Origin of the sequence: Rugamonas apoptosis, assembly GCF_014042355.1 — a bacterium.
GTDB classification, from domain to species: Bacteria; Pseudomonadota; Gammaproteobacteria; order Burkholderiales; family Burkholderiaceae_D; genus Rugamonas; species Rugamonas apoptosis.
The window spans coordinates 98,950-111,120 of record NZ_JACEZU010000001.1; the positions used below are offsets into that span (position 1 = coordinate 98,950).

At 63.7% G+C, this 12,171-nt stretch carries 9 protein-coding genes; 4 read left to right on the plus strand and 5 right to left on the minus strand.

Features of this window, described 5'->3' with window-relative positions; all coding sequences use genetic code 11:
* Position 1: 1 nt before the first annotated feature.
* From H3H39_RS00380 to H3H39_RS00400, 5 genes are all read right to left on the minus strand, one after another.
* Positions 2-1,705, minus strand: coding sequence for an ATP-binding response regulator (locus H3H39_RS00380; protein WP_182151298.1), 1,704 nt, complete (start codon positions 1,703-1,705; stop codon positions 2-4).
* A 207-nt stretch (positions 1,706-1,912) separates the two neighbouring features.
* Positions 1,913-2,344, minus strand: a complete 432-nt coding sequence (locus tag H3H39_RS00385; protein ID WP_182151299.1) for a gamma-butyrobetaine hydroxylase family protein — start codon at positions 2,342-2,344, stop codon at positions 1,913-1,915.
* 14 nt (positions 2,345-2,358) lie between these two features.
* Positions 2,359-2,811, minus strand: coding sequence for an HIT family protein (locus H3H39_RS00390; protein ID WP_182151300.1), 453 nt, complete (start codon positions 2,809-2,811; stop codon positions 2,359-2,361).
* Positions 2,808-6,830 (minus strand): DUF3683 domain-containing protein, encoded by a 4,023-nt coding sequence (locus H3H39_RS00395; RefSeq protein WP_182151301.1) that lies wholly within the window; start codon positions 6,828-6,830, stop codon positions 2,808-2,810. The genes H3H39_RS00390 and H3H39_RS00395 overlap by 4 nt, the downstream gene beginning before the upstream one ends.
* A gap of 223 nt (positions 6,831-7,053) precedes the next feature.
* A complete protein-coding gene (locus H3H39_RS00400) occupies positions 7,054-7,545 on the minus strand; it encodes a YqaA family protein (RefSeq protein ID WP_182151302.1) in 492 nt (163 codons plus the stop codon).
* 205 nt (positions 7,546-7,750) lie between these two features.
* On the opposite strand from H3H39_RS00400, the gene ilvA reads away from it, so the two are divergent.
* The 4 genes from ilvA to hprK all read left to right on the plus strand — a co-directional run bounded on the left by ilvA (position 7,751) and on the right by hprK (position 12,165).
* On the plus strand, positions 7,751-9,286 hold the full coding sequence (gene ilvA / locus H3H39_RS00405; RefSeq protein ID WP_182151303.1) for a threonine ammonia-lyase, biosynthetic: 1,536 nt from the start codon (positions 7,751-7,753) through the stop codon (positions 9,284-9,286).
* Between the two features lie 101 nt (positions 9,287-9,387).
* Entirely contained in the window at positions 9,388-10,230 is an 843-nt protein-coding gene (gene queF, locus H3H39_RS00410) for an NADPH-dependent 7-cyano-7-deazaguanine reductase QueF (protein ID WP_182151304.1), read from the plus strand.
* Positions 10,231-10,669: 439 nt separating this feature from the next.
* Positions 10,670-11,152, plus strand: a complete 483-nt coding sequence (locus H3H39_RS00415; RefSeq protein WP_182151305.1) for a PTS sugar transporter subunit IIA — start codon at positions 10,670-10,672, stop codon at positions 11,150-11,152.
* 77 nt (positions 11,153-11,229) lie between these two features.
* Entirely contained in the window at positions 11,230-12,165 is a 936-nt protein-coding gene (hprK, locus tag H3H39_RS00420) for an HPr(Ser) kinase/phosphatase (protein WP_182151306.1), read from the plus strand.
* The last annotated feature ends 6 nt before the right edge of the window (positions 12,166-12,171 follow it).

Here is a 12,171-nt window from a genome sequence, read left to right on the forward strand (position 1 = left end):
CCTAGTGGTAATGCCCGGCCAGGCTGGCCACCACCGACAGCAGTTCGGCCGGGTCCACCGGCTTGGCCAGATGGGACTGGAAGCCAGCCTGCAGGCTGCGCACCCGGTCCTCCGAGCGGGCGAACGCGCTCAAGGCCACCACCGGCCGCAGGTCGCCGCGCCCGCGCAGGGCGGCGATGAAATCGTAGCCATCCTGGCCCGGCATGCCGATGTCGCAAATGATCACATGCGGATCGCCGCTCGCCACGGCGGCCAGCGCTTCCGCCACCGAACCGGCGCAAACGGGCTGGGCCTGCTGCTGCACCAGTAACTGCTGCAGCACCCCGCGCGCATCGGGTTCATCGTCCACCACCAGCACCCGCAGCCCATCGAGCGCGGGCAACGCCATGGGCGCCTCGGGCCGGTCGTTGGCGCGCTCGCGCACGGCGCCTGCCTCGGCCTCGCCGCGCGCCCGGATGGGCAGGCTGATGCGGAAAGTGGTGCCCTGCCCGGCGCCGGCGCTGCTGACGCTGATGTGGCCGCCATGCAGTTCGATCAGGTTCCTGGCCACGGCCAGGCCCACGCCCAGGCCGCCGTGCCGGCGCCGGGTGGACGAATCAGCCTGGCTGAAACGTTCGAACACGAACGGCAGGAAATCCTCCGGGATGCCTTCACCATTGTCGGCGATGGTCAGCACCATGTGGCTGCCAATCTGGTCCAACTGCAGGCTGATGCGCCCATCCTTGGGCGTGAACTTGACGGCGTTGGTCAGCAGATTCCACAGCACTTGCTGCAGGCGGGCCGGATCGCCGCTGACCAGGGGCGCGGCCGGGTCGGCCACGCATTCCAGTTCGATGTGCTTCGATTCAGCCGCCGGCATGATCGATTCCACGGCGGCGCTGATCACCGTGGCCAGTTCCACCGGCTGCATGTCGAGCCGGATCTTGCCCGAGGCGATAGCCGACAGGTCCAGCAGCTCGTCGATGAGGCGGGTTTGCAGGCGCACGTTGCGGTCGATCACTTCGATGCCCTTGCGCACGATGGCCGCATCGCCACCGTTGCTGTCGAGGATCTGGGTCCAGCCGAAGATGGAATTGAGTGGCGTGCGCAATTCGTGCGACAGGGTCAGCAGGAATTCATCCTTCATCAGGCTCACGCGCTCGGCTTCCTTGCGCCCGGCCCGCTCCTTGACCAGCAGCTCGTTCACTTCGCGCTGGGCGGCCAGCACTTCAGCCGTGCGCTCAGCCACCCGCAATTCCAGGCTTTCGTTCAGGGCCACCAGCGCCGTCTCGACCCGTTTGCGCTCGGCCAGCTCGCGTTCGCGGTCCTGCAGGGCCTGATTCAACTGGCCCATGCTGGGAATCTGCAACGCCCTGGGAACAAGCGGCCACAGCAGGACAGCTGTCACGACAGATACGGCGGCCGTGACGGCCTTGAGCAAGGCATCCAGCCAGTAATCGGGATGCCAGATGGTCCAGATGGCCAGGAAATGGGTGGTGCCGCAAGCGAAAATGAAAGCGGAAAAACAGACGAAGATCCAGGAAAACTGCAAATCGCTGCGTTTGCGCACGAAATACAGCATGGCCACGGGGATGGTGTAATAGGCGAGCCCGATCATGGCATCGGACAGCACATAGGTCCACAGCAGGTCGGGCGTCCACAAGTAACAATGCCCATGCGGCATGAAGCCGTCTTCACTGAAGGTATTCGCCAAAAAGCCCAACATATGCCGTCTCCGTCTTGTTATTTCCCGCCGGATTGCGCGTTACGTCTTGCTGCGAATACAGATTGTACTGATTTGTTACGCCCTAAACATAAATTCGGGCAACGGTGTCACAACAACTTGTGGGCGTAAAAAAGGGACGTAACCCTTTTCCGGCGCGGCGGCCGGAAAACGTGTTACGTCCCCGATTCTTTGATGTGTTAAGTCAGCTCAGTGGCGCCCGCCGCAGCCGTGCGACTTGGGTGCTGGCGCGGCCAGCGTGGCGCCGGGCTCGCGGCCGCTGTCGCCGTCGAAGCCGTTGGCGTGCAGCCGGGCCAGGTAGTCGGCCCACAATTTCTCCTGCTCACGGCCCAGCTTGTACAGATAGTCCCAGCTGAACAGGCCCGTGTTGTGGCCATCCGTGAAAGTGGGCTGGACCGCGTAGTTACCGACCGGCTCCAGCGCCGTGATGCCCACTTCGCGCTTGCCGACTTGCAGCACTTCCTGGCCCGCACCGTGGCCCCGCACTTCGGCCGACGGCGAATACACGCGCAACAGTTCGAACGGGATGCTGAAGCTGGCGCCGTCGTCGAAGCTGACGTCGAGCACGCGCGACTTGTTGTGCACCGTCAGGCCGGTGGGCAGTGGAGTGGCTGGACTCATGGCGTTCGTCTCTTTCAGCCGCCCAGGCGGGCGACGATATCGGCATGCAGCTGCGGCAGCAGCGCGCGGCGCGCGGCCAGCACGTCCGGCAGCGAGCTGCGCTGGGCGGCGGCCCAGGTCGGATTAGGGAAATGGGCGTCGTCCAGGTAGCGCGGGATCACATGCCAGTGCACATGCGGCGTCTGGTTGCCGAAGCTGGCCAGGTTGATTTTCTCCGGCGTCATGATTTCGCGCTGGGCCAGTTCCACTTGCCACACCACGTCCATGATCCAGTGCCGCTCGCGCGGCAGCAGGTCGCTCAGTTCCTTCACATGGCCGTTCCAGATCACGCGGCAGTAGCCCGGATACTCGGGCTCGTCCACGGCGATCACGGACACCTGGGCGTCACGCCAGATCAGCGTGCCGGCCGGCGCCGTGCCGTTTTCCAGCGCGGCGTTCAGCTTGCACAGGTCGCAGCTGCTCGTCATACCAAGACCCTTTCAATACCGCCCTCGTTGGCGCGTTTGACATAGTCGGGCATCCAGTTCTCGCCCAGCAGGTGACGGGCGATCTCGACCACGATGTAGTCGGCCGTCGTGCCCGAATCATCATTGTAGCGCGACAAGCCTTGCAGGCAGGCCGGGCAGCTGGTGAGGATCTTAACGTCGCCGCCAAAGCCATCGGCGCGCAGCTTGTCGGCCCCCTTGACCATTTCCTCTTCCTTGCGGAACCGGACCTGGGTCGAGATGTCGGGACGGGCCACGGCCAGCGTGCCGGACTCGCCGCAGCAGCGGTCGTTCTTCTCGATCTTGACATGGTCCACGGTCTCGATCAGCGCGTTGACGGTCTTGCTCGACTCCTGGATCTTCATCGGATTGTGGCAAGGCTCGTGGTACATATAGCGGGTGCCCGTCACGCCTTCCAGCTTGACCTGTTTTTCCAGCAGATATTCGTGGATGTCCATGATGCGGCAGCCAGGGAAGATCTTCTCGAATTCATAGGTGGCCAGCTGGTCGTAGCAAGTGCCGCACGACACCAGCACCGTCTTGATGTCCAGATAGTTGAGCGTATTGGCCATGCGGTGGAACAGCACGCGGTTATCCGTCATCATCTTCTCGGCCTTGTCGTACTCGCCGCTGCCGCGTTGCGGATAGCCGCAGCACAGGTAGCCCGGCGGCAGCACGGTCTGCACGCCCACTTCCCACAGCATGGCCTGGGTGGCCAGGCCCACTTGCGAGAACAGGCGCTCGGAACCGCAGCCCGGGAAGTAGAACACGGCTTCCGTATCGGCCGTGGTCTTCTTCGGATCACGGATGATGGGAACGAACTTGTTGTCCTCGATGTCGAGCAGGGCGCGGGCCGACTTCTTGGGCAGGTTGCCCGGCATCTTCTTGTTGATGAAGTGGATCACCTGCTCGCGCACGGGCGCCTTGCCGACGGTCGGCGGCGGCGCCTTGGTCTGCTTCTTGGCGAACTTGGACAGCAGGTCGTGACCCAAACGCTGCGCCTTGTAGCCCCAGCCTATCATGGCCGTGCGGGTGGCGTTGATGGTGGCCGGATCGGTCGCGTTCAGGAAGAACATGCCGGCCGCCTTGCCCGGATTGAAGCTCTTCTTGTCCATCTTGCGCAGCAGGTTGCGCATGTTCATCGACACGTCGCCGAAGTCGATGTTGACCGGGCATGGCGTGACGCACTTGTGGCACACGGTGCAGTGGTCGGCCACGTCCTCGAACTCTTCCCAGTGCTTGACGGAGATGCCGCGCCGGGTCTGTTCCTCGTACAGGAACGCTTCGATCAGGGACGACGTGGCCAGGATCTTGTCGCGCGGCGAGTACAGCAGGTTGGCGCGCGGCACGTGGGTCGAGCACACGGGCTTGCACTTGCCGCAGCGCAGGCAGTCCTTGACGCTGTTGGCGATGGCGCCGATATCGCTTTGCTGCATGATCAGCGATTCATGGCCCATCAGCCCGAACGATGGCGTGTAGGCATTGCGCAAATCGGCGCCCATGCCGTCCAGGTTCAGCAGCTTACCCTTGTTGAAGCGGCCTTCCGGATCGATGCGCTGCTTGTAGTCGCGGAATTCGCCGATCTCGTCGTCGGTGAGGAATTCCAGCTTGGTGATGCCGATGCCGTGCTCGCCGGAGATGACGCCGTTGAGCGAACGGGCCAGCTTCATGATGCGGGCCACGGCGTGGTGCGCATCCTGCAGCATTTCGTAGTGATCCGAGTTGACGGGCAGGTTGGTGTGCACGTTGCCATCGCCCGCGTGCATGTGCAGCGCCACGAATACGCGCCCGCGCAGCACGCGCTTGTGGATGGCGGTCGCTTCGTCCAGGATCAGCTTGAAGGCGGCGCCGTTGAAGATCTGGCGCAGCTGGGCGCGGATTTCCTGCTTCCACGTGATGCGGATGGTACGGTCCTGCACCACGTCGAACAGGGTGGCGGTGGGCTGGTCCTGCAGGCGCTGCGCGAACACGGGCGCCAGGCGCTCCAGGCCCAGCGCGGCCAGTTGTTCCGTCACGGCGGCCAGCGGCTGGTCCAGCTCCTTGAGCAGGAAGGTCCAGCGGGCCGTCACCTGTTCCAGCAGGGCGCTGGCCTGCTGGGCGCGGTCGCCCAGCATTTCTGCGTCCGTCACACGGTCGTCGGTGGCGTCGTCGCTCTTGCCCACCGGCAAATTGCCGGCCGCGATGAAGGCGGCCAGTTCACCAGCCAGTTCCAGCTTGTTCTTGATCGACAGCTCGATGTTGATGCGCTCGATGCCGTCCGTGTACTCGCCCATGCGGTTGAGCGGGATCACCACGTCCTCATTGATCTTGAAGGCGTTGGTGTGCTTGGCGATGGCGGCCGTACGGGCCCGGTCCAGCCAGAATTTCTTGCGCGCTTCCGGGCTCACGGCCACGAAGCCCTCACCGACCCGGGTGTTGGCCAGACGCACCACTTCCGAGGCGGCCAGGGCCACCGCGTTCTCGTCGTCGCCCACGATGTCGCCGAACAGCGCCATCTTCGGCAGCACGCCGCGCTTGGACTTGGTGGAATAGCCGACGGCGCGCAGGTAGCGCTCGTCCAGGTGCTCCAGGCCGGCCAGGCGGATGGTGCGGAATTGCTCGCCCTTGGCCGGCAAGCCGTCCAGGTAATCCTTGATTTCCACGATCGACGGGATGGCGTCGCGCGCCTGGCCGAAGAATTCCAGGCACACGGTACGGGCGTGCTTGGGCATCTTGTGCAGGATCCAGCGGGCCGACGTGATCAAGCCGTCGCAGCCTTCCTTCTGGATGCCGGGCAGGCCGGCCAGGAATTTGTCCGTCACGTCCTTGCCCAGGCCTTCCTTGCGGAATTTACGGCCGGCGATTTCCAGCGTCTCGGTCTTGAACGGCTCGCCCTTGGCTTCGCCGCGGCCATTCGGATGGGTCCATTCCAGCTTGAACTTGGCGACGGGCGCGTCGTGGATCTTGGACAGGTTGTGCTCGATCCGGGTCACTTCCAGCCAGTCGCCGTTCGGGTCGACCATGCGCCAGGAGGCCAGGTTGTCGAGCGCGGTGCCCCACAGCACGGCTTTCTTGCCGCCCGCGTTCATGGCGATGTTGCCGCCGATGCAGGAGGCGTGCGCCGACGTGGGGTCGACGGCGAACACGAAACCGGCCTTCTCGGCCGCTTCCGACACCTTGTTGGTGATCACGCCGGCGCCCGTGTAGATGGTCGCGTATTCGTGGTCCAGGCCCGGCAGCACCCGCATTTCCACGGCGCCCATGTTGAGCAGCTTTTCCGTGTTGATGACGGCCGACATGGGCGTCAGCGGAATGGCGCCGCCCGTGTAGCCGGTGCCGCCGCCGCGCGGGATGATGGTCAGCCCCAGCTCGATACAACCCTTGACCAGGCCGGCCATTTCATCTTCCGTGTCCGGCGTGAGCACCACGAACGGGTATTCCACGCGCCAGTCGGTGGCGTCCGTCACGTGCGCCACGCGCGACATGCCGTCGAACTTGATGTTGTGTTTTTCCGTGTAGCGGCCCAGCACCTTGGTGGTGCGCTTGCGCAAGTCCCAGGTCTGGCGGAATTCCTCGCCGAAATCAGCCACGGCCTTGCCGGCCGCCTTCAGCAGCTGCTCCACGTTGGCGCTGCGGCGGCGGGCCACGTCGGCCGCCTCGCCCGCCTCGGTGGTATCGACCTGCAGGCGGCGCTTGTCCACTTCCGCCAGGCGGTGATGCAGGGCGTCGATCAATTCCTGGCGCCGCTTGGGATTGTCCAGCATGTCGTCCTGGAGGTAGGGATTGCGCCGTACCACCCAGATATCGCCCAGCACTTCATACAGCATGCGGGCCGAGCGGCCCGTCTGGCGCGCGCCGCGCAGCTCGTCGAGCAGACGCCAGGAGTCTTCGCCCAACAGCCGGATGACGATTTCGCGATCGGAAAACGACGTGTAGTTGTAGGGGATTTCGCGCAGCCGGGTAGGCGCGGGACCATGGGGCGTTTCGGCGAGCAAAGCTTGGAGTTGTGCTGGGGCATTCATTGAGATTGGACGTGTAAACTGAACCCGGGAGGGTCATTCTATCGTATTGCGCCGCACCACGCCGGAACACCCTTAGCCTCGCTAAGGGCTATTCGTGACGTGCGATACCGAAATTAATTTGCAAAATAACGGGATCGTTGGCACGTTTTCGCAAATACCCATTACGCAGACAAATATTATTCCGCATTTGAGATGGATTGCGAAATGACGTTTGCCACCAAAATCAGCCCAGCAAGGCGCCGAACCGGTGCCACCAGCCGTCAGGGACGTACAACAAGGCCGTCGTCATGCAAATATACCGCGCCAGCTTGCCGGCCGCCATATACGCCACGCTGGGCCAGAACGGCAGGCGCAACCAGCCCGCCAGCGTGCACAGGGGATCGCCCACGCCGGGCAGCCAGGACAGCAACATGGTCTTGGCGCCGTAACGCTCCAGCCAGTGGAACCAGCGGCTTTCGCGCTCGGCCGCGAAACTCTCCTTGGCCTGGTAGCCCATCCAGTAATCGACCACGCCGCCCAGGGTGTTACCCAGCGTGGCCACCAGCACCACCGGCACGAACAGGGCGCCATTGGCCTTGATGACGGCGAACACGGCCGGTTCCGAGCCCAGCGGCAACAAGGTGGCGGAGACAAAGCTGACCAGGAACACGGACGTGAGCCCCACTTCGGGGGCGGCCAATACGTGCAGCAGCCAGCTGATGGCGGTAGCGATCATCGTGATTTTGAAAAGGGCGAAAGGTGTCCATTATAATTAAGCTCACCCGTTCAGCAGTACCAAGGAACAGTCCGGCCGTGCGCCCACCCGCGCCACGCCGGCACACTGCCGCCCCCGGTCACCCGCCGGACAGTGACAAGTCTTTGCATCGACCGCACCGGACTGGCATCCCCAGCCTGGCCCAGAATCATTTTGTTTGCAGACTATGACTATCGACTACCTGAAGAAGATCCTGACCGCCCGCGTCTACGACGTCGCCGCCGAAACCCCGCTGGAACTGGCCCCCACGCTGTCGCAGCGTTACGCCAACCAGATTTATTTCAAGCGCGAGGACATGCAGAGCGTGTTCAGCTTCAAGATTCGGGGCGCCTACAACAAGATGGCCCATCTGAGCGACGCGCAGCGCAAGCGCGGCGTCATTTGCGCCTCGGCCGGCAACCACGCCCAGGGCGTGGCGCTGTCGGCCGCACGCATGGGTTGCCGGGCCGTGATCGTGATGCCCACCACCACCCCGCTGGTGAAAGTGGACGCTGTCAAGGCGCGCGGCGGCGCGGACGTGGAAGTGGTGCTGCACGGCGAGTCGTACACGGACGCCTACAACCACGCGCTGCAACTGGAAAAAGAACAGAAACTGACCTTCGTGCACCCGTTCGACGATCCCGAAGTGATCGCCGGCCAGGGCACCATCGGCATGGAGATCCTGCGCCAGCATGCCGGCCCCATCCACGCCATCTTCGTGCCGATCGGTGGCGGCGGCCTGATCTCGGGCATCGCCGCCTACGTCAAGCAGATCCGTCCCGACATCAAGATCATCGGCGTGCAAAGCCTGGATTCGGACGCCATGGCCCGCAGCCTGAAGGCGGGCGAGCGCGTCACGCTGGCCGACGTGGGCCTGTTCGCCGACGGCACGGCCGTCCGCCTGGCCGGCGAGGAAACCTTCCGCCTGTGCCAGCAGTTCGTGGACGACGTGATCCTGGTCGACACGGACGCCATCTGCGCCGCCATCAAGGACGTGTTCACCGACACCCGCAGCATCCTGGAACCATCGGGCGCGCTGGCCGTCGCCGGCGCCAAGGCTTATGTGGAACGGGCCGCGCTGACCAAGGAACCGATCGAGAACGCGACCCTGATCACGGTGGCCAGCGGCGCCAACATGAACTTCGACCGGCTGCGCTTCGTGGCCGAACGCGCCGAGCTGGGCGAAGCGCGCGAAGCCGTGTTCGCCGTCACCATGCCGGAACAGCGCGGCAGCTTCAAGCGCTTCTGCTCCTTGATCGGCCCGCGCAACGTGACCGAGTTCAACTACCGCATCAGCGACCAGGACCAGGCCCACGTGTTCGTCGGCATCCAGATCGCCGACCGCGGCGAATCCGGCGTGGTGGCCCGCAAGTTCGAGCAGAACGATTTCCGCACGCTGGACTTGACGCATGACGAGCTGGCCAAGGCCCACATCCGCCACCTGGTGGGCGGCAAGAGCACCCTGGCGCAGGACGAGATCCTGTACCGCTTCGAGTTCCCCGAGCGTCCCGGTGCGCTGATGCGCTTCCTCGACAGCATGGCGCCGAACTGGAACATCTCGCTGTGCCACTACCGCAGCCAGGGCGGCGACGTGGGCCGCATCCTGATCGGTTTGCAAGTGCCGCCCGAGGAAATGGGCGAATTCTCGCGCTTCCTCACCACGCTGGGCTACCGCTACTGGGACGAGACGGCCAACCCCGTCTACAAGCTGTTCCTGGGCTGATGCCTTTGGGGGACGCCGCAACGCGTCCCCCGTCCTCCCTTTCGGCATGGCCGCCGCCGATGCGCTACCATGCGCCTTTGCACATCGATTTTCTCACCGCCATGACCAATACCGCCGACCTCGCCGACCTGTCGCCGCTGGGCAAAACCTCCGCCTACCGCACCGACTACGCGCCTGAATTGCTGTTCCCTATTCCACGCCAGGGCAAGCGCGATGAACTGGGCCTGCAAGGCACGCTGCCGTTCTTCGGGGTCGACATCTGGAACGCCTATGAACTGTCGTGGCTGAACCAGCGCGGCAAGCCGCAAGTGGCCATCGCCCGCTTCACGGTGCCGGCCGATTCCCCCAACATCATCGAGTCGAAATCGTTCAAGCTGTACCTGAACTCGTTCAACCAGACCCGGCTCGACAGCCCGGAAGCGCTCAAAGCCTTGCTGCAAAAGGACTTGTCGGCCGGCTTCGGCGCCAGCGTGCACGTGCTGCTGACCTTGCCCGACGCTTTCGCCAGCATCACCATGGGGGAACTGGAAGGCACGCTGCTGGACCGGCTGGACGTGGAGATCGACCAGTATCGCCCCGCGCCTGAACTGCTCAAGGCCAACCATGACGAGTTGCCGGTCGAGGAAACCCTGGTGTCGCACCTGCTCAAGTCCAACTGCCTGGTGACGGGCCAGCCGGACTGGGCCAGTGTGCAGATCCACTATTGCGGCGCCCAGATCGACCAGGAAAGCCTGCTCAAATACCTGATCGGTTTCCGCGACCACAACGAATTCCACGAACAATGCGTGGAGCGCATCTTCACCGACATCCTGCGCCAGTGCGCGCCCCAGCAACTGGCCGTGTACGCGCGCTACACCCGGCGCGGCGGCCTCGATATCAACCCCTGGCGCAGCAATTTCAGCAGCGCCCATCGCCCGCCCAACCTGCGCGGCGCGCGCCAATAAGCCTCAACCAGCGCGCACCAGCGCCAGCGCGTTTGCGCTGGCGCAACAGCGCGCACGCCAGCCATGGCGCGGCGCGCACCTGTCCGGGGAAAGTAATATAATTTTCAATCAGACAATAAACTTCGGCGTATGATGTGAACAACGGGCTGCGCGATGCCCCGCCGATGATGTGGTTGGCACTATTGCAGTGAAAGCGGGAAAAAATCGGAAAAACCGGCCAGTTTCAGGCAAATGAGCGGCGTTTTCCGATTTTTCTAAACGGAAATGGCGCCTGTCAGGCTTAGTGTGTTTTTTACAACAGCACAAGCTGCCCCGCGCGCCCCGTGGCGGACGCTCCGGGACGGCCTGCGCAAGCGATTTCATGTTACAAGGTGGTGAAACCAGCCTATAATTCTGCTCGCAAGCCACCTTTGTGCGTTGCACCATATCATGTCGTGTTATGAACAACCTCAGCAAAATACTTTCTCTTGAAAACGTCCTGCTCGACCTGGAAGTGTCGAGCAAGAAGCGCGCCTTTGAACAGGCCGGCCTGATCTTCGAGAACAACTGCGGCATCGCCCGCTCCACCGTCTCCGATAATCTGTTCGCGCGCGAGCGCCTGGGCTCCACCGGCCTGGGGCATGGCGTGGCCGTGCCGCACGGACGGATCAAGGGCATGAAGAGCCTGAAGTCGCCGCTGGCGGCCTTTGTGCGCCTGGTGGAACCGATTCCGTTCGAATCGCCCGACGGCAAACCCGTCAACCTGCTGTTCTTCCTGCTCATACCCGACCATGTGACCCAGCAGCACCTGGAGATCCTGTCCGAGATCGCGGAAATGTTCTCCGACGACGCCTTCCGCACCGCTTTGACGACGGATCCGGACCCGAAATCGGTGCACTCGCGCATCATCAACTGGCTGCCCAGCCTGCAAGCGGCGGGCTGATCCGGGCCGCCGCGGGGTCACCACCTGAGCGGCCATGCTAAACTAGGGGCGCCTATCACTCCTTGCAAAGAGCGCCCATGCTGCAAACCCCGCTGACGATACAAAGGCTGTACGACGACAATCGCGAAAGTTTGCAGCTCGGCTGGTTCGCCGGCTTCCCCGGCGGCGAGCGCCTGATCTCCGGCGACGTGGCTTCGGCCGCCGACCAGGTGGGCCACCTGAACACCATCCACCCCGGCCGTATCCAGGTGTTCGGCCACCAGGAAATCAATTACTACCAGCGCCTGAAATCGCTCACCCGGACCCATGTGATCGGCGAGCTGATCGCGGGCGGGCCACCGGCGCTGATCATCGCGCAAGGCCTGGAAACGCCGCCCGACATTCTCGCCATCTGCGACGAGAAAAATATTCCCCTGTTCTCCACCCCGCTGCCGGCGGCGCAGGTGATCGACTTCCTGCGCGTCTACCTGTCCAAGAAACTGGCCCAGCGCATCATCATGCACGGCGTGTTCATGGACGTGCTGGGCGTGGGCGTGCTGATCACGGGCGACTCCGGCCTGGGCAAGAGCGAGCTGGGTCTGGAACTGATTTCGCGCAGCCACGGCCTGGTGGCCGACGACGCGGTCGAATTCTCGCGCATCGCCCCCAACATGATCGAAGGCCGCTGCCCGGCCCTGCTGCAAAACCTGCTGGAAGTGCGCGGCCTGGGCCTGCTCGACATCAAGGCCATCTTTGGCGAGACGGCCGTGCGCCGCAAGATGCGCCTCAAGCTGATCGTGCACCTGGTACGCCGCAGCGCGCTGGAAGAGGAAGTGGAACGGCTGCCGTTCCAGTTCCCCACGGAAGACGTGCTGGGCCTGCCGATCCGCAAGGTCGTCATCCCCGTGGCGGCCGGACGCAACATCGCCGTGCTGCTGGAGGCCGCCGTGCGCAACACCATCTTGCAACTGCGCGGGATCGATACGCTGCAGGAATTCATGGAACGTCAAAGACAAGCCATGAGCGGAGACTAAGAGCTT

Bases quoted from the DNA above. Each gene is read 5' to 3' on its own strand.
- H3H39_RS00380 (WP_182151298.1), bottom strand. From the start codon at position 1,705: ATGTTGGGCTTTTTGGCGAATACCTTCAGTGAAGACGGCTTCATGCCG.
- H3H39_RS00385 (WP_182151299.1), bottom strand. From the start codon at position 2,344: ATGAGTCCAGCCACTCCACTGCCCACCGGCCTGACGGTGCACAACAAG.
- H3H39_RS00390 (WP_182151300.1), bottom strand. From the start codon at position 2,811: ATGACGAGCAGCTGCGACCTGTGCAAGCTGAACGCCGCGCTGGAAAAC.
- H3H39_RS00395 (WP_182151301.1), bottom strand. From the start codon at position 6,830: ATGAATGCCCCAGCACAACTCCAAGCTTTGCTCGCCGAAACGCCCCAT.
- H3H39_RS00400 (WP_182151302.1), bottom strand. From the start codon at position 7,545: ATGATCGCTACCGCCATCAGCTGGCTGCTGCACGTATTGGCCGCCCCC.
- ilvA (WP_182151303.1), top strand. From the start codon at position 7,751: ATGACTATCGACTACCTGAAGAAGATCCTGACCGCCCGCGTCTACGAC.
- queF (WP_182151304.1), top strand. From the start codon at position 9,388: ATGACCAATACCGCCGACCTCGCCGACCTGTCGCCGCTGGGCAAAACC.
- H3H39_RS00415 (WP_182151305.1), top strand. From the start codon at position 10,670: ATGAACAACCTCAGCAAAATACTTTCTCTTGAAAACGTCCTGCTCGAC.
- hprK (WP_182151306.1), top strand. From the start codon at position 11,230: ATGCTGCAAACCCCGCTGACGATACAAAGGCTGTACGACGACAATCGC.